The sequence below is a fragment of the Sphaerisporangium sp. NPDC051017 genome (assembly GCF_040683095.1).
Classification (GTDB): domain Bacteria; phylum Actinomycetota; class Actinomycetes; order Streptosporangiales; family Streptosporangiaceae; genus Sphaerisporangium.
This window is the reverse complement of sequence record NZ_JBFBCI010000029.1, coordinates 22,514-43,008: the sequence shown is the minus strand read 5'-3', so window position 1 is coordinate 43,008 and position 20,495 is coordinate 22,514. Positions and strand designations below refer to the sequence as shown.

Annotated in this window: 17 protein-coding genes and 1 riboswitch; of the genes, 10 read left to right on the top strand and 7 right to left on the bottom strand. The window is 69.9% G+C overall.

Going from position 1 to position 20,495, the window contains the following annotated elements:
- The first annotated feature begins 1 nt into the window (after position 1).
- The 3 genes from hypC to AB0M95_RS22795 are packed head-to-tail and all read left to right on the top strand — an operon-like array spanning position 2 to position 2,215.
- Complete coding sequence (hypC, locus tag AB0M95_RS22805; RefSeq protein ID WP_363767909.1) at positions 2 to 274, top strand: HypC/HybG/HupF family hydrogenase formation chaperone; 273 nt, start codon at positions 2 to 4, stop codon at positions 272 to 274.
- 34 nt (positions 275 to 308) lie between these two features.
- Positions 309 to 1,442 (top strand): hydrogenase formation protein HypD, encoded by a 1,134-nt coding sequence (gene hypD / locus AB0M95_RS22800; RefSeq protein ID WP_363767906.1) that lies wholly within the window; start codon positions 309 to 311, stop codon positions 1,440 to 1,442.
- The gene (locus AB0M95_RS22795) at positions 1,439 to 2,215 is read left to right on the top strand and encodes a DUF6390 family protein (RefSeq protein WP_363767903.1); all 777 of its coding nucleotides are present in this window, start codon (positions 1,439 to 1,441) and stop codon (positions 2,213 to 2,215) included. Before hypD ends, AB0M95_RS22795 begins: the two co-directional genes overlap by 4 nt.
- Before the next feature lie 255 nt (positions 2,216 to 2,470).
- On the opposite strand, the gene AB0M95_RS22790 is transcribed toward AB0M95_RS22795, so the two are convergent.
- The gene (locus AB0M95_RS22790) at positions 2,471 to 2,641 is read right to left on the bottom strand and encodes a hypothetical protein (RefSeq protein ID WP_363767900.1); all 171 of its coding nucleotides are present in this window, start codon (positions 2,639 to 2,641) and stop codon (positions 2,471 to 2,473) included.
- A complete protein-coding gene (locus AB0M95_RS22785) occupies positions 2,638 to 4,665 on the bottom strand; it encodes a phosphocholine-specific phospholipase C (RefSeq protein WP_363767897.1) in 2,028 nt (675 codons plus the stop codon). The genes AB0M95_RS22790 and AB0M95_RS22785 overlap by 4 nt, the downstream gene beginning before the upstream one ends.
- Before the next feature lie 395 nt (positions 4,666 to 5,060).
- Here AB0M95_RS22785 and glpX point away from each other — a divergent pair, with 395 nt between their 5' ends.
- Genes glpX through AB0M95_RS22770 form a run of 3 tightly spaced genes read left to right on the top strand, consistent with a single transcriptional unit; the run spans position 5,061 to position 7,865 of the window.
- On the top strand, positions 5,061 to 6,113 hold the full coding sequence (gene glpX / locus AB0M95_RS22780) for a class II fructose-bisphosphatase (RefSeq protein WP_363767894.1): 1,053 nt from the start codon (positions 5,061 to 5,063) through the stop codon (positions 6,111 to 6,113).
- 38 nt (positions 6,114 to 6,151) lie between these two features.
- Positions 6,152 to 7,177 (top strand): class I fructose-bisphosphate aldolase, encoded by a 1,026-nt coding sequence (locus AB0M95_RS22775; protein WP_363767891.1) that lies wholly within the window; start codon positions 6,152 to 6,154, stop codon positions 7,175 to 7,177.
- Positions 7,149 to 7,865 (top strand): HAD-IA family hydrolase, encoded by a 717-nt coding sequence (locus AB0M95_RS22770; protein WP_363767888.1) that lies wholly within the window; start codon positions 7,149 to 7,151, stop codon positions 7,863 to 7,865. The genes AB0M95_RS22775 and AB0M95_RS22770 overlap by 29 nt, the downstream gene beginning before the upstream one ends.
- A 3-nt stretch (positions 7,866 to 7,868) precedes the next feature.
- Here AB0M95_RS22770 and AB0M95_RS22765 read toward each other — a convergent pair whose 3' ends face one another.
- Positions 7,869 to 9,074, bottom strand: a complete 1,206-nt coding sequence (locus AB0M95_RS22765; RefSeq protein WP_363767886.1) for a GAF domain-containing sensor histidine kinase — start codon at positions 9,072 to 9,074, stop codon at positions 7,869 to 7,871.
- Complete coding sequence (locus AB0M95_RS22760; RefSeq protein WP_363767883.1) at positions 9,071 to 9,733, bottom strand: response regulator transcription factor; 663 nt, start codon at positions 9,731 to 9,733, stop codon at positions 9,071 to 9,073. Before AB0M95_RS22760 ends, AB0M95_RS22765 begins: the two co-directional genes overlap by 4 nt.
- Positions 9,734 to 9,946: 213 nt before the next feature.
- Between AB0M95_RS22760 and tkt the strand changes: the two genes are divergently transcribed.
- Positions 9,947 to 12,025, top strand: coding sequence for a transketolase (gene tkt / locus AB0M95_RS22755; protein WP_363767880.1), 2,079 nt, complete (start codon positions 9,947 to 9,949; stop codon positions 12,023 to 12,025).
- 5 nt (positions 12,026 to 12,030) lie between these two features.
- Complete coding sequence (locus AB0M95_RS22750) at positions 12,031 to 12,957, top strand: phosphoribulokinase (protein WP_358525142.1); 927 nt, start codon at positions 12,031 to 12,033, stop codon at positions 12,955 to 12,957.
- A 6-nt stretch (positions 12,958 to 12,963) separates the two neighbouring features.
- On the opposite strand, the gene glyA is transcribed toward AB0M95_RS22750, so the two are convergent.
- The 3 genes from glyA to gcvP all read right to left on the bottom strand — a co-directional run bounded on the left by glyA (position 12,964) and on the right by gcvP (position 17,598).
- Positions 12,964 to 14,247, bottom strand: a complete 1,284-nt coding sequence (gene glyA, locus AB0M95_RS22745; protein WP_363767877.1) for a serine hydroxymethyltransferase — start codon at positions 14,245 to 14,247, stop codon at positions 12,964 to 12,966.
- A 1-nt stretch (position 14,248) separates the two neighbouring features.
- The gene (gene gcvH, locus AB0M95_RS22740; protein ID WP_363767874.1) at positions 14,249 to 14,629 is read right to left on the bottom strand and encodes a glycine cleavage system protein GcvH; all 381 of its coding nucleotides are present in this window, start codon (positions 14,627 to 14,629) and stop codon (positions 14,249 to 14,251) included.
- Between the two features lie 104 nt (positions 14,630 to 14,733).
- A complete protein-coding gene (gene gcvP, locus AB0M95_RS22735) occupies positions 14,734 to 17,598 on the bottom strand; it encodes an aminomethyl-transferring glycine dehydrogenase (protein WP_363767871.1) in 2,865 nt (954 codons plus the stop codon).
- Between the two features lie 39 nt (positions 17,599 to 17,637).
- Positions 17,638 to 17,746: riboswitch (glycine riboswitch) on the bottom strand.
- Between the two features lie 516 nt (positions 17,747 to 18,262).
- On the opposite strand from gcvP, the gene AB0M95_RS22730 reads away from it, so the two are divergent.
- Entirely contained in the window at positions 18,263 to 19,585 is a 1,323-nt protein-coding gene (locus AB0M95_RS22730) for a Tm-1-like ATP-binding domain-containing protein (protein WP_363767868.1), read from the top strand.
- Between the two features lie 31 nt (positions 19,586 to 19,616).
- Positions 19,617 to 20,471, top strand: a complete 855-nt coding sequence (locus tag AB0M95_RS22725; protein ID WP_358525153.1) for a hypothetical protein — start codon at positions 19,617 to 19,619, stop codon at positions 20,469 to 20,471.
- Positions 20,472 to 20,495: the final 24 nt, after the last annotated feature.

The following is a 20,495-nucleotide window of genomic DNA, read 5'->3' as shown; positions in this document are numbered from 1 at the left end:
CATGTGTCTGGGGATCCCCGGCCAGGTCGTCGAGATCGTCGACGCCGGGCAGCACCTCGCGAAGGTCGACGTCAGCGGCCTGCGGCGCGTCATCAGCGTGCGACTGGTCGCCGGCCAGAGCCTCGGGGCGGGTGACTGGGTGCTGGTGCACGTGGGATTCGCCATGGCGAAGATCGACGAGACCGAGGCCCGGCTCACCCTCGCCGCCATGGAAAAGCTTGGGCAGGCGTACCTCGACGAGATCGAGGCGTTCGATTCCTCGGCGATCGCCTGACCCCACCAAAGAGCACTACGGAGAGGAAGTTCCGATGCGCTTCGTCGACGAGTTCCGTGACCCCGCGGCCGCGCGCGCACTGGTGGCCGCCATCACGGACATGGCGGGATCGGAGCACTACAAGTTCATGGAGGTGTGCGGCGGCCACACGCACACCATCTACCGCCATGGCATCGAGCACCTGCTACCGGAGTCGGTGGAACTGGTGCACGGGCCGGGTTGCCCGGTGTGCGTGATCCCGATGGGCCGGGTGGACGACGCCATGTGGCTGGCCGAGCGGCCCGACGTCATATTCACCTCCTTCGGCGACATGATGCGGGTGCCGGGCAGCCGCGGCAGCCTGCTGGAGGCCAAGGCGCGAGGCGCGGACGTCCGGTTCGTGTACTCGCCTCTGGACGCCCTGCGGATCGCGGTCGACAACCCCGGCAAGCAGGTCGTGTTCTTCGCCGTCGGCTTCGAGACCACCGCGCCGTCCACCGCCGTCACCCTGGTGCGCGCCCGCGAGCTGGGGCTGAAGAACTTCAGCGTCTTCTGCAACCATGTGACGATCGTCCCGCCGCTCAAGGCGATCCTGGAGTCACCCGACCTGCGGTTGTCCGGCTTCCTCGGTCCTGGCCATGTCTCGACGGTGGTCGGCAACAGGCCCTACAGGTTCGTCCCCGAGGTCTACGGCAAGCCGATCGTGGTGGCCGGCTTCGAGCCGCTGGACATCCTCGCCGCGGTCGCCATGCTGCTCAAGCAGATCCGCGAGGGCCGCTGCGAGGTGGAGAACCAGTACGGACGCGTGGTCAAGGAGGAGGGCAACCCGCAGGCGCTGGCCCTGATGGGCCGGGTGTTCGAGCTGCGGCCGCACTTCGAGTGGCGTGGGCTGGGTTTCATCTCGCAGAGCGCGCTCAAGCTCAATGGCGACTTCGCGGAGTACGACGCCGAGCTGCGGTTCGACATGCCGGGGATCCGCGTCGCCGACCCCAAGGCCTGCCAGTGCGGGGAGGTGCTCAAGGGCGTCATCAAGCCGTGGGAATGCAAGGTGTTCGGCACCGCCTGCACTCCGGAGACCCCGATCGGGACGTGCATGGTGTCTCCGGAGGGGGCGTGCGCGGCGTACTACAACTTCGGCCGCATGCACCGCGACGCGGCCCGGCTGGTGGGCCGAGCGGGCGCGCGGTGACCGCTGGATCCGGTGCGCTGTTCTTCGCCCGCTACGCCTACGCGCCCAACCAGCTCGGCTACTGCGGCCCGGCGCGTCCGGAGACGTTGCTGGACTGCGTGACGACCGGCGCCGACGCGGGCGCGATCCGAGCGATCGCGCGCGGCTTCCACGGCGCCTGGCCGTACCTCGAGATCCTGGCCAGGCTCGCGGGCGTCGCCGATCCCCTCGACCGCCGTGTCGTCGAGGCGTACTGGCTGGGCGGTGGCGTGGGGGACACGGTCGGCGCCGGGGAGTTCGGCGATGCGTTGCTGGCGCACATCAAGCCGCAGGCCGGCCACTACTGGAAGCACCTCACCCCCGAGCTCGTCGGTGAGGCCGCACCCAACCACTGCTTCCATGTGTTCGGCGTCTACCCCTGGTCGCGGCTGCTCGGGCCGCTGCACTTCGAGCAGCCGCTGCACGTGCTGGACAACTGTCGCATCCGATGGGGGACGGTTCTGGAGCGTGACGGCGACCACGTCGTGGTCCGCAACCGGAGGCTCACCTGGGACGGCGGAAGGCTGGGCCTGTCGGAACCCCGGGTGGACCGGGCGGCCGTCGCCGCCGAGGGGCGCACTTTCCTGCCCGGCGTGGAGCCGGGAGAGCGGGTGGCGCTGCACTGGGACCGTGCCTGCGACCGGCTGACCGCCGAGCAGGTGGAGCGGTTGCGCCGGACCACGCTGGCGCAGATCGAGGCCACCAACCGGAGGCTCGCGCGTCACCCGGGGCCGGGAATGAACGGTGGGCCTTGACGCGCTCCCCGGGCTGAAGCCGGGGGTTCCGTCTGTGCCGCGCATGCTCACGCGGCGGCACTTCGGTGGCTTCCTGCTTCCTCCACCGCGCCCTTCTTTCCGCGCCGGGGCGCCGACCCGTCCAGCGTGACGGTGGTCAAGGAACTTCCGGGACCGGAACCGGGGCGGGCCCACCGTTGTCATCTGGCGTCGCTCCCTTGATCGTTTGATCAGCCGTTATTTGTACCGTCCCTGCGCCCGAGCTTCAGGGCAGTGTTAGTCCGGCGGTAACGGCGGCGAGATCGCGTTGCAGGCCTTGGCGAAGGAGTGCAACTGGGCCAGGTCGCTGGCCAGAACGGCGGCGATCCACTGCGGGAGGCGGGCGCCGCGCAATCGGGGCTGCCTCGCGTGAGCATGTCGTGCGAGGCAGCCCCGATTGGTGGTCATCCGGATAGGCTGGGAATGCCGGTCTCGATGTGGCCGGTGAAGCGCTGCGACCAGGCCGGGTCGACGTCGACGGTGATCGTGAAGTCGTACCAGCCGTTGTTGTACGCAACGGCGTTGAACCAGTCGTCCACGGTCTGCCCGGCACCCACCGGGTAGGTCCAAGGGCCGTCCGTGCGGTACTGGTTCGACGTGATGGTGAAGGTCATCGCTGACGCTGATGTGTTCTTCATCCGGAACCAGATCGCCTGCTTCCCGGTGTTGGATGCCACCGCGTAGTAGCTGCTGACGAAGGCGTTCTTGCCGGCGGTGGTGGCGTTGCCGACGAAGCGGCGCAGGAAGCGGTTCGGGCCGACCATGCTCAGGTCATATTGGCCTGAGCCGTAGCCTGCCCCGATGTTGAAGTAGTCGGTTGCGGTGCCGCCGGCGTTGACCGTGTACTGCCAGGGGTCGCGGTTGCGGTACGCGTTGGGGTGGATCGAGAAATGGACCGCGCGCGTCGCCTCGGCGCCCTGGTTCACCATCTGGAACCAGGCAAGGATCTGGTTGTTGGCGCCGAACTCGAGCCGGTCGAGGTATCCGTTGGGCTGGTAGGGGAGGGCTCTGGCCGGCCGGGTGCCGGGCTCCTGTGCGGGTAGGGCGTTGGTGCTCGGGGTCGGGTTGGGCAGCGTCTTGCAGTAGGCGTGGGTGATCACGCTTGTGCCGGGCAGCTGCGGCAGCCCGTACACGGGCGAGGCGAAGTCGAAGACGCCGGTGAGGTCGCCGACCACCTTTCGGCGCCACGCGCTGATGTTGGGGCAGGTTGCCGACCTGCCGAGCGCCGCGGTCCACCGTTCCAGGAACCGGATGACGGAGGTGTGGTCGAAGACCTCCGAGCTCACCCAGCCGCCACGGGTCCACGGCGAGATCACCAGCATGGGTACGCGGAAGCCCAGCCCGATCGGTACGCCGCTGAGGAACTCGTCCGTGGTGCCGCTCGGGGGAACCGGAGGCGGCACGTGGTCGAAGCAGCCGTCGTTCTCGTCGTAGTTGAGAAACAGCACGGTCGAGTTGAAGACGCTTGCGTCAGCGTTGAGGGCCTGGATCACGAGGTTGACGAAATGCGCGCCGTCGCGGGGAGGGGCGGAGGGGTGCTCGGAGAACGCCTCGTTGGCGACCACCCAGGAGACCTGCGGGAGCGTGCCGTTGACGACGTCGGCCCTGATGGCGTCGGCGATCGCCTCGTGCGTGGGCTTCGTGCCAGGCACCGAGGCCATGCCGCGATCGTAGAGGGGGTTGCCCGGCGAAGCGCTCGTGAACTGCCGGAAGTAGGCCAAGCCGTTGTCTCCGAAGTTGTCGCTGGACCGCTGGTAGACCTTCCATGTCACCCCGGCGTTCTGCAGCGCCTCGGCGTAGGTCTGCCAGGTCAGCCCCGACTCATCGCCGCCGTCCTTGCTGTTCGCGTCGATCTTGCCGCTCCACAGGAAGGTACGGTTGGGTCCGGTCGCGCTCAGCGCCGAACAGAAGTAGGCGTCGCAGATGGTGTAGTTGTCGGCGAGCGCGAAGTGAAATGGAATGTCGCTTCGGTCGAGGTAGCCCATCGTGCGGACGTTGCCGACTCCTGAGATCCAGTTGTCAAGTTTGCCCGTGTTCCACGCCGCGTGCTGCGATGACCAGCTGTGCGCTAACTGCCCGTTGCACTGAGCCATGTTGTTGGGGTCCGCGCCGCCCGCGGGAAGGGTGCTGCTCATCTTCCATGGGTACTGCCACCCGGTGCCGTTGGGCTGGCGGAAGATCGAGCTGCCGGTGCCGGTCGTGATGGCGCTGCGGTCGCCGAAGCCGCGTACTCCCTTCAGGGTCCCGAAGTAGTGGTCGAAGCTGCGGTTCTCCTGCATCAGGATGACCACGTGCTTCACATCGGTGATCGTGCCCGTGGTCGCCGCGGCGGCCTCGGCTGGCGTGCCGGTTTGGATTCCCGGTGCCATCACCGCGCCTGCGGCGGCGCTTACGGACAGCGTGACGAAGTTTCTGCGGCTTAACCGTCCCATACGACGTCTCCTTCGTGGTGAGTCCTGATCGTAGGGCAGTGCATGGGCTACGAAGCTAACCCGGACTGACGTCTCGGCCAAGCGTGCTGACGGCTTCCGCGATCAACCTGGTCCGTCTCGACACGTGGCTGACCAGGACGCCCCTGGGGTGGACTCGCACCTCACACTTCATCGGGTTACGGCAGGCGATCACCGCATGACAACGCGTATTAGCCAACAGAGTCCTGAAGGCCGGAGCGCTACGGACGAATCCGGTAGCCGGATCCCCCGTATGGTCGACCGCGGCTCCCCCTCTCGTTCCACCTACGGGGGGAAGCCGGCTGGGCCGTTTCATCCCTATCGTCCTGGTCAACAGACGCCGTCACCGAGACGGTGTCGGATCCGGGAGGTGGGATGTGGAAGACAGGCGTGCGGACGACCGGGACCAGAACGCCGATCGCGCCGCGCCGGATCGTAATCTCGCGCTCGACCTCGTCCGGATCACCGAATCCGCGGCGATGGCGGCCGGGCGCTGGGTCGGCAGGGGCAGCAAGCACGACGCGGATCGGGTCGCGGTCGACGCCATGCGCGCGATGACCGGCACCCTCCCCGTACGCGGTGTGGTGGTCATCGGAGAGGGGGAGAAGGACGACGCTCCCATGCTCTTCAACGGCGAGGTCATCGGCGACGGCCGTGGTCCGGCCTGTGACGTGGCCGTCGACCCGATCGACGGGACCACGCTGACCGCGAAGGGGATGGGCAATGCGATCTCCGTGATCGCCGTCAGTCCGCGCGGGTCGATGTTCGACCCGTCCGCCGTTTTCTACATGGACAAACTCGTCACCGGGCGGGCCGCCGCGGACGTCGTCGACATCCGCGCTCCGGTCGCGGACAACGTGCGCGCGGTGGCCAAGGCCAAGGGCGGCGCGCCCGAGGACGTCACCGTATGCGTCCTCGACCGGCCACGGCACGAACGGCTGGCCCGTGAGATACGCGCGGCCGGGGCGCGGATCAAGTTCATCTCCGACGGGGACGTCGCCGGCGCGATCACGGCGGCCCAGGAGTTCTCCGGAGTCGACCTCCTCCTCGGCGTCGGCGGCGCGCCGGAGGCGATCATCACCGCGTGCGCGATCAAGTGTCTCGGCGGGGTGATACAGGCCAGGCTGAGGCCGCTCGACGACGGGGAGAAGGCCCGGGCGCTCGACGCCGGGCACGACCTGGAGCGGGTGCTCACCACCGGCGACCTCGTCGCGGGCGAGGACGCGTTCTTCGCCGCGACAGGGGTCACCGACGGGGAACTGCTGCGCGGCGTGCGCTACGGCCCCGACCGGGTGCGCACCGAGTCGCTGGTCATGCGTGCCCGCAGCGGGACCGTGCGATTCGTGTCCAGCGAGCACAAGCTCGATCGGCTCACCGCCTACAGCGTCGTCGACTACCACCGGCGGGAGCCCGCCGCCGCCGTCGGATGACCACCATTACGCGTACTCGTGTCAAGGGAGATCGGCAAGTGTCTGAGGTGAATGAGCTGGTTCGTACCGCCGCGGCGATGGTGGCCCCCGGGAAGGGGATCCTCGCCGCGGACGAGAGCATCGGCACGATGTCCTCCCGGCTGGAGAAGGCCGGCGTGGCCCCGACCGAGGAGAATCGCCGCGCCTACCGGGAGATGCTCGTGACGACTCCCGGGCTCGCGGTGGGAGTCAGTGGTGTGATCCTTTGCGACGAGACCTTCGGGCAGTCGTTCTCCGACGGGCGCCCGTTCCCGGTGGGCATCGCCGAAGCCGGCATCCTGCCCGGCATCAAGGTGGACACCGGTGCCAAGCCTCTCGCCGGTACCCCGGGGGAGACGGTGACCGAGGGCCTGGACGGGCTGCGCGAGCGGCTGGCCCGCTACGCCGCCCTCGGCGCCCGTTTCGCCAAATGGCGGGCGGTCATCGCCATCGGCGACGGCCGGCCGAGCTATCGTGCACGGCGGGCCAACGCCCACGCGCTGGCCCGGTACGCCGCCCTGTGCCATGAGGCGGGCATCGTGCCGATCGTCGAGCCCGAAGTGCTCATGGACGGGACCCATCAGGTGAGCCACTGCGCCTCCGCCACCTCGATGACGCTGGGGGAGGTCGTCGCCGAGCTGCTCGACTTCGAGGTGCGGCTCGACGGCATCGTGCTCAAGCCCAACATGGTGGTGCCCGGCAAGGACTCGGGCCAGACGGTCACACCGGAGCACGTCGCCCGGTCGACGGTGGGGACGCTGCGCACGGTGATCCCCGACCTTGTCGCCGGGATCGCGTTCCTGTCCGGCGGGCAGGGCGCCGCTCAGGCCACGGCCAACCTCAACGCGATGCACGGTCAAGAGGCGCCCTGGCCGCTGACGTTCTCCTTCGGGCGGGCGCTCGTCGATCCCGCGCTCGCCGCCTGGCGAGGGCGCGCCGACCGGGTGGCCGACGGCCAGCGGGCGCTGGCCCACCGGGTCGGTTGCAACTCCGCCGCTCTGGAGGGGAAGTACACCGATGAGCTGGAATACGAGCGGGTCGTCTGACCTGCCGGCGTGGTGTTCGGCGGTCGTCTTCGACGTCGACGGCACCCTGGTCGACAGCGAGCGGGACGGTCACCGGATCGCCTTCAACGACGCCTTCGCCGCCGCCGGCCTGCCGTACCGCTGGGACGCCGAGGAGTACGGCCGGCTGCTGCGCGTCACCGGAGGCCGCCGCCGGCTGACGATGTTCCTGGAGGGTCGCGGACACGGCGTGGGGGAGGCGGCGGAACTGGCCGCCTCCCTGCACGCGGACAAGACCGCGCGATTCCGTGACCTCGTGGAGAGCGGCGGCGTTCCCCCGCGCCCGGGAGTCCGCGAGCTGATCGGCGAGCTCGCGACGGCGGGTGTGACGCTCGCCGTCGCGACCACCGGTACGGGTGAGTGGGTCCGGCCGCTGCTGGCCCGGACCTTCGACCCGGGGACGTTCGCGGTCGTGGTGACCGGTACCGAGGTGCCGGAACTCAAACCGGACCCGGCCGTCTACCGTGAGGTGCTCGCCCGGCTCGACCTGCCGCCGGGCCGGGCTCTGGCCGTCGAGGACTCGGAGAACGGCCTGCGCGCCGCGCTCGCCGCCGGGCTCCGCTGCGTCGTGGTGACCAACGACTACACCAGGAACCAGGACTTCACCGGCGCCCTTGCCGTACACCCGGAGTTCAGCGCCCACGACGGTCTGGCCGGACTGATCGGTTGATCTCTACGGGATGGGAACGCGGGCGCTGACCGTCGTGCCCCTGCCGGGGTGGGACCGCACCTCCAGGTGGCCGCCGATGAGTTCGGCGCGCTCGGTCATGCTGGTCATCCCGTACCCACCGCCGGTGGGCTCGCCGCCGGCCCTGTCCGATGAAAGCGGCAACGATCCGGCGGCGAGCCCGCGTCCGTTGTCGGTCACCTGGAGCATCACCGCATCGCTGACACGGTGAAGCCTCAGGCAGACGATGCTGGCCTGGGCGTGCTTGACGACGTTCTGGAGAGCCTCCTGCGCGATGCGGTAGAGGGCGATCTCCACGTGCTCGGGCAGTGGGCATTCGTCGGCGTCGACGATCACATGGACCTCGGCGATCGAACGGGCCAGGCTGGCCAGGCTGTCGGCGAGCCCGAGATCGTCCAGGACCGGAGGGCGCAGGCCGTTGATCGCCGCGCGGGCCTCGTCGAAGGTGAGGTCGGCCAGCCGGCGGGCGTGGACGAGCTGGGCGGCGGCGAACTCCGACGCGTCGGAGAGGGCGTCGTGCGCCGCGTTGAGATGGAAGCGCAGGCTGCACAGCCGCTGCGTGATGCCGTCATGGATGTCGGCGGCCAGACGGCGCCGCTCCGCCTCCTGCGCCGCGATGACCTGCTCGGTGAACCGCTCGTGCGCGCGTTCGCGCGCGGCCAGCCGGCGGTGCAGCCGGGCCTGGTGGATCGCGCCGGCGATCAGGCTCCCGATCGAGGTGAGCAGCCGGACGTCACGCTCGGTGAAATCGCGGCGGGCCCGGGTGTGCACGTTCAGCACGCCGACGAGCCCGCCGGGGCTGCTGGCCATGGGCGCGGAGACCATGGACGTGTAGTCCTGACCGCGCAGCTGGGGAAAGTACCGGTAGCGGGGATCGTTCTCCTTGTGGTCGACGATCACCACCGGCCTTCCGTGGCTCGCCGCCCACCCGGTGACCCCCTCACCGAGCGGGAGCCGGATCTGGCCCACCTCCCGGTCGAACGGAGGCGTCGCGCCGACCAGGGTGAGCGAACGGTCGGAGTCGTCGAGCACATGGAGGAAGCAGACATCGGTGGCCGTCGCGGCGGTGATCAGAGGCACCACCTTCGCCGCGAGCAGCGCCAGTTCCGGCCCGGCCGAGATCGCTTCGACGATGCCGATCAGCAGGGCGTTCTCCCGTTCCGGGTCGGCCAGCCCAAGGCTCTGGATCATTGGAAGATGCCTTCCCTCAGCGCGACCGCGACCGCGCCGGCCCGGTCGTTCACCTCTAGCTTGCGGAAGATCGCCCGAACGTGGCTCTTGACCGTCTCCTCGCCGAGGACCAGCCGACCGGCGATGGCGCGGTTGGACAGCCCTGCCACCAGGAACCCGAGAACCTCGCTCTCCCGCTGGGTGAGGCTGAGGCGGGCACCGGGCCAGAACTCTCCCGCCTGCAGGCGCGCGGCGGAGGCCACCGCTCTTCCCGCCATGGTCGGGTCGACCGCCGTCTCTCCCGACGCCACCAGTTCCAGGTGGCGTACCAGTCCCTCTCCGTCGATCGACTTGAGCAGGTAACCCGCCGCACCGGCGCGCAGCGCCTGGAAGAGGTACTGCTCGTCGTCGTAGGCGCTGAGCAGCACGACCCTGCGTGCCGGATCGGCCTCGATGAGGCGCCTGCACAGGTCGAGGCCGCTGGTCAGGCCGCGCAGCCGTACGTCGGTGACCACCACGTCGGGGTCGAGCTCGGCGATCAGCGGCTCTGCGCTGTCGGCGCTGACGGCCTGTCCGATGATGCGTACCCGTTCCTGGAAGCGGGACAGGACCGCTTTGAGCCCTTCGATCACCATCTCATGGTCATCGACCACCACAAGGCGAAGCGGCTTGGGTTCCATAAATGGAGAGTATCCATACCTACCAGGGAAAAAGCGATCGCAAATCACCCATTTCCCCCCAAGGTACCCCCGTGCGGGGGATTCTTGTGGCGGTGCCCAGACCTACCGTCGGCTTACTCGACGACATGGAGGTCTGAGAATGTCCATCGCCGAATTGCGGCACCACGTCCTCCCCTCGGTCGTGGCCGACGGCTTCCCCCGGCTTCGGTCGGCATGAACGCGTCCGCGACGGGGCTCCTCGCCGGCCACGCCGGCGCCGGGACGGGCCGGACACCTGGCTTCGACGATGTCGACACCCTGGCGGTAACGACTGTCCGCATGCTCGCCGCGGACGCCGTGCAGGCCGCCCGCAGTGGTCACCCCGGGTTGCCGATGGGCGCCGCGGTCCCGGCTTGGGTGCTGTGGTCGAGGTTCCTCCGGCATGATCCCTCCGATCCCGCGTGGCCGGACCGGGACCGGTTCGTCCTCTCCGCCGGACACGGGTCGATGTTGCTGTACGCGCTGCTGCACCTGTTCGGCTACGACCTGCCGCTGGACGAGCTGCGCCGGTTCCGCCAGTGGGAGTCGAAGACACCCGGGCACCCCGAGTACGGTCACACTCCGGGTGTCGAGACCACCACCGGGCCTCTCGGCCAGGGGCTGGCCAACGCGGTCGGCATGGCCCTCGCCGAGCGCATGCTCGCCGAGCGCGCCAACATCGACGACCACACCGTGGTCGGGCATCGCACGTGGGTGCTGGCCGGCGACGGCGATCTCATGGAGGGCATCAGCCACGAGGCGGCCTCGCTCGCCGGGCACCTCGGGCTGGGCCGGCTGATCGTGATCTACGACGACAACGACACGACCATCGACGGCCCCGCCGGCCTGTCCTGCACGGACGACGTACTCGGCCGGTTCGCCGCCTACGGATGGCAGGCGTCGCGCGTACGCGACGGCAACGACGCCGACGCGGTCGCGGCCGCGCTCGCCGAGGCCGTCGCCGACGAGAGCAGGCCCAGCCTGATAGCGGTACGCACGACGATCGGCTACGGCGCGCCGACGATGGCAGGCACCAGCGGTGTCCACGGCGCCCCCCTCGGCGAAGAGGAGCTGGCGGCGGCACGCGCGGCGGCGGGATGGCCCGAGGAGAGATTCCACGTGCCGGGCGAGGTCGCGGAACGGTGCCGGTCCCTGGCCGCTCACGGCCGGGCGGTCAGGCTGGCGTGGGAGAAGGAACGCGCGAACTGGGCGGAGGCCCACCCCGGGCTCGCCGCCGAGTGGGACCCCTCGGCGAAGCCGGGCACGCCCGCCGGCCTCGACACGCTGCTGCCGGTCTTCCAGCCGGGCGGCACGATGGCGACGCGTGCGGCCTCCGGTGCGGTGCTCGCCGCGATCGCAGCGGGCTACCCGGCGCTCGTCGGCGGATCGGCGGACCTGGCGGCGTCCACCAACACGACCATTCCCGGGTCGGCGGACGTGCGGCGCGGAGTCTACGGCGGCCGTACGTTGCACTTCGGAATCCGCGAGCATGCCATGGGGGCCGCGCTCAACGGGATCGCGCTGCACGGAGGACTGCGCCCGTACGGGAGCACGTTCCTGGTGTTCTCCGACTACATGCGCCCGGCGGTGCGCCTGGCCGCCTTGATGAAACTACCCGTGATCTTCATCTTCACCCATGACTCGATCGTGGTCGGCGAGGACGGTCCCACCCACCAGCCCGTCGAGCAACTGGAATCTCTGCGGCTCGTACCGGGCCTCGCGGTGCTGCGCCCCGCCGACGCCAACGAGACCGCCGCCTGCTGGCAGCTCGCCTTGCGGAGGGACGACGGTCCGACCGTGCTGGTGCTCAGCCGGCAGAGCCTGCCCGTGCTCCCCCCGGCGCCCGCCGGCGCGATCGCCGGCCAAGGCGCCCGGATCGTCCTGGACGGCTCCGAGCGACCTGACGTGGCCATCGTCGCCAGCGGGTCCGAGGTGGCCCTCGCGCTTGCCGCGGCGGCCGAACTGGCCGGCAGCGAGGTGTCCGTACGCGTGCTGTCCGTGGCCTGGCGAGAGCGGTTCGAGGAGGCGCTCGACGCCGGCTCGGAACTGCTCCCCGACTGCCCGGTGATCTGGATCGAAGCCGGTGTGCCGCACGGGTGGCGCGCACTGGCCCGTGCCGGCGACACGGTCTTCGGGCTGCGGCGCTTCGGCGCCAGCGCGCCCGGCGAGGTCGTGTACGCCGAACTTGGATTCTCGGTCCCCGCGTTGGTGCGGACCGCGCTCGACCAGGTCCGTTCGAGGCCGGAATGGGGAAACACGTGCCGGACAAGGTGATACGCATGCGGCGGACCGGCGGGCCGTCGCCGCTCCGGCGCCCCGTCATGGTCGCCGTCGCCGGTGACAGCGCGGCCGGCAAGACCACGATCACGGCGGGGCTGGCCAAGGTGCTCGGAGCGGATCGGGTGACCACGATCGGCGTCGACGACTACCACCGCTACGACCGCCAGGAACGCAAGGGGCTGCCGTTCACCGCGTTGCACCCGGAGTGCAACCACATCGAGATCATGGAGCAGCATCTGCAACTACTCGCGACCGGCCAGCCGATACTCAAACCGGTCTACGACCACAGCACCGGCCTGCTCACCCGGCCCGAACTGGTCGAACCCCGCGAGTTCATCCTCGTCGAGGGGCTGTTGCCCCTGCACACCAAGCTGAGCCGGGCGTGCTTCGACGTCACCCTCTACCTCGATCCGCCGGAGGAGATCCGCCGGGAATGGAAGGTCCAGCGTGACACGAGCAAGCGAGGCTACACCACTGAGCAGGTGCTCGCCGAGCTGGAGCGCCGGGAGCCGGAGTCGGCGGAGTTCATCCGCCCCCAGCGCAGGTTCGCCGACATCATCGTCCGGTTCGCGCCGATCGCCGGCCGTCACGACCCGCCGGGTACGCCCTTGTCGGCGGAGCTGGTCCTGCGGCCGACGATCCGGCACCCGGATCTGAGCGGGGTCCTCGCCGACAACGAGCGGCGGGCGATCCATCTCAAGCTCAGCAGGGACGAGGACGGGCGGCCCGTCGACGCCCTGCACGTCCACGGGTACGCGGCCGCCGAGGAGAGCCAGGTGGTGCAGAAGGCCATCTGGTCGTGGCTCGGCGTGGACGCCGGCGATCCGCCCCAGAGTCTGGGCGATCTCGGCGGGGGTGAGCGGAGCCGGCCGCTCGCCATCGTCCAGCTCCTGCTGCTCTACCACCTGATGGCCGCCACCTGGTGACGCCCGCTACCTGGTCGGCCGGGGCTCGGGGTACAGCGGCCTGCGGGCGGTGAGGCCGTCGACCCGGGCACGCAGGGCCGCGCCGTGGGCGGCGTCGTAACCGGGAAGCAGGGTCTCGGCGATGATGGCGGCGACCTCGCGGAAGTCGTCGGCTTCGAAGCCGCGCGTCGCCAAGGCCGGAGTGCCGATGCGTAGCCCGGACGTGACCATGGGCGGGCGCGGATCGAACGGCACGGCGTTGCGGTTGACGGTGATCCCCACCTCGTGGAGCCTGTCCTCGGCTTCCTTGCCGGTGAGCTCGGATTCGACGAGGTCGACGAGCACGAGGTGCACGTCGGTCCCACCGGTGAGCACCCGGACACCGGCGTCGGCGCAGTCCTGGCGGTTCAGCCGGTCGGCGAGGATTCGAGCGCCGTCCAAGGTGCGCCGCTGACGCTCGGTGAACTCGGGAGAGCCGGCGATGCGCAGGGCCACGGCCTTGGCCGCCACGACGTGCTCGAGCGGTCCCCCTTGCTGCCCGGGGAACACCGCGGAGTCGAGCTTCTTCGCGAAACCCTGCTTGGCGAGGATCAACCCGCCACGGGGCCCGCCGAGGGTCTTGTGCGTCGTGGTCGTGACGACGTCGGCGAAGGGGACCGGGTTCGGGTGCAGACCAGCGGCGACCAGGCCGGCGAAATGGGCCATGTCGACGAGCAACAGAGCCCCGACCGCATCGGCGATCCTGCGGAACTCGGCGAAGTCGAGGTGCCGCGGGTAGGCCGACCAACCCGCGATGATCAGGTTTGGCCGGTCGGCCAGCGCCACCTTCTCGACCTCGGCCATGTCGATCAGTCCGGTCTCACGGTCGACGTGGTACGACGACACCGCGTACAGCCGGCCCGAGAAATTGATCTTCATGCCGTGAGTGAGGTGCCCGCCGTGCGCGAGGTCGAGCCCGAGAATCCGGTCGCCCGGCGTGAGCAGGGCAGCCATCGCGGCCGCGTTGGCCTGGGCACCGGAGTGCGGCTGGACGTTGACGTACTCCGCGCCGAACAGCTTCTTGGCCCGGTCGATGGCGAGCCGCTCGATGACGTCGACATGCTCGCAGCCGCCGTAGTAGCGCCGGCCGGGGTAGCCCTCGGCGTACTTGTTGGTCAGGACAGAGCCTTGGGCCTCGAGTACCGCCGTGGGCGCGAAGTTCTCCGACGCGATCATCTCGAGTGTGTCGCGCTGTCGGTCGAGCTCGGCCTCGACGGCCTTCGCGACCTCGGGATCGATCTGCTTGAGCGGGGCGAGCAGTTGTGGGATCACGTCAGCCTCCCTGGGTGAGCCGGCGGTAGGCGGCTGCATCGAGAAGGCCGTCGAGTCCGCTGTCGTCCGGGGTGACCCGGAAGAGCCAGCCGTCGCCGTAGGGATCGGTGCCCACGGTCTCGGGGGAGTCGCCGAGGGCGGTGTTGACCTCGGTCACGGTGCCGGTGACCGGTGCGAACAGGTCGCTGACCGACTTGGTCGACTCGATCTCGCCGCAGGCGTCGCCGGTCTTGACGGTGTCGCCGACCATGGGGAGCTGGATGTAGACGATGTCACCGAGCGCCTCGGCGGCGAAGTCGGTGATGCCGATGGTGAGCGTGTCGACGTCGGCGCGGACCCACTCGTGCTGCTCGGTGTAGCGCAGGTCGTCGGGAGTTGGCATGTCGTGTCCTTTCAGGAGGAACGCTTGGAGAAGGGCAGGGCGACGACGTCGACCGTTTCCGGTCGGCCGTGCACGTCGACGATCAGGGTCGGTGAAGGCCGCGCTCAGCCCTGGAAGGCTTCGACCGGGGGGCAGGAGCAGACCAGGTTGCGGTCCCCGCGGGCACCGTCGATGCGCCGCACGGGAGGCCAGTACTTGTGCCGGGGCGAGACCCCGTCGGGGAAGACCGCGGTCTCGCGGTCGTAGGGCAGCGTCCACTCACCGGCCAGCAGTTCGGCGGTGTGCGGTGCGTTCCGCAGGGGGCTGTCCTCGAGCGCCCACTCTCCGGAGGCGACCAGGTCGATCTCGCGCCGGATGGCGATCAGCGCCGCGCAGAACCGGTCGAGCTCGCCGAGGTGCTCGCTCTCGGTCGGCTCGATCATGAGGGTGCCGGTGACGGGGAACGAAATCGTCGGGGCGTGGAATCCGTAGTCGATCAGGCGCTTGGCCACGTCCTCGACGGTCACGCCGGTCTCCCTGGTCAGCTCACGCAGGTCGAGAATGCACTCGTGGGCCACCAGACCGGAGCGGCCGGTGTAGAGCACCGGGAAGTGGCCGCCCAACCGCCGGGCGAGGTAGTTGGCCGAGAGCACCGCGACCTTGGTGGCCGCGGTCAGGCCCTCGGCGCCCATCATTCGGACGTAGGCCCAGGAGATCGGCAGGATCGAGGCCGAGCCGAACGGCGCCGCCGAGACCGGTCCGATGCCGGAGTCGGGGCCGGCGTCGCCGGTCAGGGGGTGGTTCGGGAGGAAGGGAGCGAGGTGGGCACGCGCGGCGACCGGGCCGACTCCCGGGCCACCGCCGCCGTGCGGGATGCAGAAGGTCTTGTGCAGGTTCAAGTGGGAGACGTCGCCGCCGAAGCGTCCCGGATGGGCCAGCCCGACCAGCGCGTTGAGGTTGGCCCCGTCGACGTAGACCTGGCCGCCGGCGTCGTGGACGAGTTCGGCGATTCGACCGATGCCCTCTTCGTAGACGCCGTGGGTGGAGGGGTAGGTGACCATGATCGCCGCGAGCCGGTCGGCATGCTCGGTGACCTTGGCGGCGAGGTCGTCGAGGTCGACGTCGCCGTTGTCCTGGCAGTCGACGACGATGACCCGCATCCCGGCCAGGACCGCCGATGCCGCGTTCGTGCCGTGCGCCGACGAGGGGATCAGGCACACGTCACGCCCGGTCTCCCCGCGCGAGCGGTGGTAGGCGCGGATGGCCAGCAGCCCGGCCAGCTCGCCCTGGCTGCCGGCGTTGGGCTGCAGCGACACCGAGTCGTAGCCGGTGATCTCGGCCAGCCAGGCGCGGAGTTCGTCGGTCAGTCGCCGGTAGCCGGCCGCGTCCGAGGCGGGGGCGAAGGGGTGCAGCCGGGCGAACTCCGTCCAGCTGATCGGCTCCATCTCGGCGGCGGCGTTGAGCTTCATCGTGCATGAGCCCAGCGGGATCATGCCGCGGTCGAGGGCGAAGTCCTGGTCGGAGAGCCGGCGCAGGTAGCGCAGCATCGCCGTTTCGGACCGGTGCGCGTGGAAGACCTCGTGGGTCAGGTAGTCCGTCTCGCGCAGGAGTGAAGGCGGGAGTCCGATCGTGTCGGTCGCCGCGGTCGTGGTGCCGCCGGCCTGCTCGGGTGCACCCTCGCCGACGACGCTGATCACGGTGGCGACCAGTGGCGTCGTGGTCGTCTCGTCGCAGGCGACGCGGACGTGGTCGGCATCCACGCGACCGAGGTTGACCCCGGCCCGGCGAGCGGCGGCGAGGACCTGGTCGGCCCGGCCGGGGACACGGACCAGGACGGTGTCGAAGAAGCCGTCGTGCACGACCTCGGTGCCCGCCCGGCGCAGCGCCGTGGCCAACGCGGTGGCGTGGCCGTGCACCTGCTCGGCGATCGCTCGCAGTCCCTCGGGCCCGTGGTAGACCGCGTACGACGCGGCGAGCACGGCCGGCAGCACCTGAGCGGTGCAGATGTTGGAAGTGGCCCGGTCGCGGCGGATGTGCTGTTCGCGGGTCTGCAGGGCGAGGCGGTAGGCCGGATGCCCGGCGGCGTCGACGGAGACGCCGACCAGCCGGCCTGGGAGGGAACGCTCGAGGCCGTTGCGGACGGCGAGGTAGCCCGCGTGCGGGCCGCCGTAGCCGAGGGGGACGCCGAAGCGCTGGGTGGTGCCGCAGGCGATGTCGGCACCCAGGTCGCCGGGGGAGCGGACGAGTGTGAGGGCGAGGAGATCCGCGGCGATCGTGTACTTGGCGTCCTGGGCGTGCGCGTACTCGCCGAGCCGGCGGTAGAACGAGTCCTCGCGCAGCGCTCCGGACGCGCCGGGGTACTGCACGACGACCCCGAACACGTCGTCGGGCAGGTCGCCGGCCAGGTCGCCGGCCAGGTCGCGCACGTCCATGTCGATGCCGACGGCCTCGGCTCGCATCCGCACGAGCGCGATCGTCTGGGGCAGGCACTCCGCGTCGAGCAGCAGCCGGTTCGACCGGGACTTCGACGTCCGCCGCATCAGCAGCACGGCCTCGGCGACCGCGGTCGACTCGTCGAGCATCGACGCGTTCGCGGTGTCCAGGTCGGTCAGGTCCGCCACGGCGGTCTGGAAGTTCAGCAGCGCCTCGAGCCGGCCCTGGGAGATCTCTGGCTGATATGGGGTGTACGCGGTGTACCAGGCGGGGTTCTCCAGCACGTTGCGCCGGATCACCGCGGGGGTCACGGTGTCGTGGTAGCCGAGCCCGATCATCGAGGGGAGCACGGCGTTGGCTGCGGCGATCTCGCGGAGCTCACGGGTGGCCTCGGCCTCGGACACCGCGGTGGGCAGGGCCAACGGCTGAGAGGTGCGGATCGCCGGAGGGACTGCGGCGTCGACGAGCTCGTCGACGTCGCCGAAGCCGCACTCGGCGAGCATCTTGCGCTGATCCGACTCGGACGGGCCGATGTGACGGCGTGCGAAGGACGTCATGAGGGCTCCCAAAAATCGCGCCCGGCGGGTGCCGGTGCGGGAGCCCCCTCTGTCGTTGGCCTGAGAGATTCACCGACGTGCCGAGGGCACGGTCCGGCTTTCACCGTGGGCGAGGCGCGTCGGGCGCCTGCTTTCCAGAGTGGCCTGGCCTTGAGCGGTGTAGGTGCCTGAGAGATTGGCGGGGTTCTTGCTCCTCCGGCGCCCGCCCGACGTCGTCGTCGTGGGCGAGTCTCTTCCGCTCGGGCTCGTGCGGCCCGATGTGAACTTGTGACGGCGACTCTACGGGCGCCGCACCGTCCCGTCTAGACCCGAACGTTCGGCTCTCCGAACGTAACTCGTGTGTGAGCGGGTGTTCGGCCCTGAATGCCGGTCGTCGAGGTATCGAGTAGCCCGTTCGGTTTGCCGATCGATTATCAGGATTGGCCACGGGTGATCCACAGTGTGGCGGGGCGCAAGCTCGTGACCTGCGCCAGCGGGCGGGTCCGTCGCGCCGCCTCGACGCCCACTCGGTGGTGGCTTCGCCGGGACCGGTTCGGCGAGGAGGTCGGCCATCGCCGAAAGCATTCAGCGAACCGCTCATATGGCCTCTACCGTTCGGAGAACCAAACAAATATCGCCTCAGACCGTTGCGTTGTTCGGTGTTGATGGCTTACTGTCCACGACCATGAACAGCCCCTCCCGGCGCCCCGACGTTCGCCGCGCCGGTTCCCCCACAGTGGTGGTCGTCATCGGAACCTTCGACACGAAGGCCGAAGAGCTCGGAGTGCTCGCCGACGAGATCGAGGCCCAGGGCGCGACCGCTGTTCTGATGGACACGTCTGCTCGGTTGACCGAACGCCCCTCGGCGGATGTGATCGCCCGGCGCACCTTCATCGACCAGGAACAGGTCGCCGCTGCAGCAGGCAGCACGAGCGCCGCGATCAGCGCTCTTCCCCGTGGTGAGGCGGTGTCCGCGCTCCGAGCCGGCGTCACGGCCCTGCTGGAGCGGATGGTCGCCGAGCGTTCGGTCGACGGGGCCGTCTGCATGGGCGGCGCGGGCACGCACATCGCCGGTCCTGCCTTCCAACGGCTCCCGCTCGGCTTCCCGAAACTGATCATCTCGCCGCTGGCCTCCGGCGGCAGGACCTTCGAGGCCTACGTTGGCATCAAGGACGTCGCGGTTCTCCACTCGGTCGCCGACATCATCGGGGTCAACTCGGTGACCAGCGGGGTCTACCGGTCGGCGGCGGGATACATCGTGGGCGCCGCCCGTCACGTCGGCGCGGAACCGCCATGGGCCGAACGGACCTCGCCGACCATCGCGGCGTCGATGAACGGAAACACCACTCCCGCGCTCATGCGTGGCCGGGAGCGTCTCGAGGCGGCCGGCTACTCGTTCGTCGCCTTCCACGCGAACGGAGTGGGCGGACGGGCACTAGAGGACGCGGTCGCCTCCGGCAAGGTCGACATCGTCCTGGACTTCACCACGACGGAGCTGGCCGGCCACCTCGTCGGCGGTCTGATGGATCCGGGGCCGGAGCGCATGGAGACCGCCGGACGCCGGGGGGTTCGACAGGTCCTCGTGCCCGGCTGCCTCGACTTCATCACCTGCGGGCGGTTGGAGGACGCCGAGCAGGAGTTCCCCGGCCGGGTGTACTTCGGCCACAACCCCGAGCTGACGCTCGTCCGGCTGACCCGCGACGAGGCAGCGACCCTCGGCAAGGAGTTCGCCCGCAAGGCCAACCTCGCCACGGGTCCCGTCACGGTCTACGTCCCGACCGGGGGCCTGTCGATCCCGGATGCACCGGGCGGCCCCTTTTGGGATCCCGAGGCCGACACGGCGTTCCTCGACGATCTGCGTGAGGGGCTCCAGCCCCAGGTCGAGCTGATCACCTTGCCATGGCACATCAACGACCCCCGCTTCATCGACCGGATCGTCGACGACCTGCTCGTCGGCTCCGGGGCGGCCGACGGCGCGGCCCGTCCGTGCGACGCCGTCACCACCTGACACAGCTGTACTGAACCAGGAAGAGGAATTCATGGGCATCGGCAAGGATCTGCGGCTCCGGCGGATCATCGACCCCGTCACCAACTCCACCGTCATGTTCGCCTTCTCGCACGGCACGAGCACCCCTGAGGTCATGCCGGGCATCGAGGACCCGATCGGCATGTACCGCAAGGTTCGCGACGGCGGCGCGACGTGCGCCTTCCTGTCGGCGGGGCTGCTGCAGACGATGTCGCCGGTGATCGCCGAGTCGCCCGAGGTCGGCATCGTCGCGAAGATCACCTCCACGGCGACCCGCGGCGAGAAGCCGCACCAGGAGCGACTGATCGCCTCCGTCGAGCACTGTGCCAAGCTCGGCGTCGACGGCGTCGTCGCGCTGCTGCCGTTCGCTCCCGAGAACAAGCCGGACATGATCGAGCTCGCCGGGCGGATCGGCGAGGCCTGTCGCGAGTACGACCTTCCGTTCGTCGCCGAGGCGGAATTCCCGAACGCCTACTATACGGACGGCAAGGACTACCAGAGCGAGTGGGGCCTCGCTTACCTCAAGCATACGGCCCGGCTGTGTGTGGAGCTGGGCGCCGACGTGGTCAAGACCAACTGGCTGGGCTCGCCCGAGCAGTTCGCGCCGATCGTCGACTGCGTCCCGGGCACCCCGGTGATCGTGGCCGGCGGCTCCCGGGAGTCCGACCTCGAACTGCTGCGCAAGGTCGCGGCCGCCCGTTCGGTGGGCGCGGTCGGCACGTCGGTCGGACGCAACATCTTCCAGCACAAGAACCCGACCGCGATCACCGCGGCCCTGCGCGCAGTGGTCACCGGGGCCCAGACCCCGGAGGAGGCCGTCGAGGGCAACCCCGAGCTGAGCGCCGACGAGATCCTTGTCGCCGTCTGAGCCAGAGACCGTGACCACCAGTCA

Coding starts and splice junctions, on each gene's coding strand:
- gcvP (WP_363767871.1), bottom strand. CDS start 17,598: ATGACGTCCTTCGCACGCCGTCACATCGGCCCGTCCGAGTCGGATCAG.
- AB0M95_RS22760 (WP_363767883.1), bottom strand. CDS start 9,733: ATGGAACCCAAGCCGCTTCGCCTTGTGGTGGTCGATGACCATGAGATG.
- tkt (WP_363767880.1), top strand. CDS start 9,947: ATGAACGCGTCCGCGACGGGGCTCCTCGCCGGCCACGCCGGCGCCGGG.
- AB0M95_RS22790 (WP_363767900.1), bottom strand. CDS start 2,641: ATGACCACCAATCGGGGCTGCCTCGCACGACATGCTCACGCGAGGCAG.
- AB0M95_RS22750 (WP_358525142.1), top strand. CDS start 12,031: ATGCGGCGGACCGGCGGGCCGTCGCCGCTCCGGCGCCCCGTCATGGTC.
- AB0M95_RS22725 (WP_358525153.1), top strand. CDS start 19,617: ATGGGCATCGGCAAGGATCTGCGGCTCCGGCGGATCATCGACCCCGTC.
- hypC (WP_363767909.1), top strand. CDS start 2: ATGTGTCTGGGGATCCCCGGCCAGGTCGTCGAGATCGTCGACGCCGGG.
- AB0M95_RS22785 (WP_363767897.1), bottom strand. CDS start 4,665: ATGGGACGGTTAAGCCGCAGAAACTTCGTCACGCTGTCCGTAAGCGCC.
- AB0M95_RS22770 (WP_363767888.1), top strand. CDS start 7,149: ATGAGCTGGAATACGAGCGGGTCGTCTGACCTGCCGGCGTGGTGTTCG.
- hypD (WP_363767906.1), top strand. CDS start 309: ATGCGCTTCGTCGACGAGTTCCGTGACCCCGCGGCCGCGCGCGCACTG.
- gcvH (WP_363767874.1), bottom strand. CDS start 14,629: ATGCCAACTCCCGACGACCTGCGCTACACCGAGCAGCACGAGTGGGTC.
- AB0M95_RS22730 (WP_363767868.1), top strand. CDS start 18,263: ATGAACAGCCCCTCCCGGCGCCCCGACGTTCGCCGCGCCGGTTCCCCC.
- AB0M95_RS22765 (WP_363767886.1), bottom strand. CDS start 9,074: ATGATCCAGAGCCTTGGGCTGGCCGACCCGGAACGGGAGAACGCCCTG.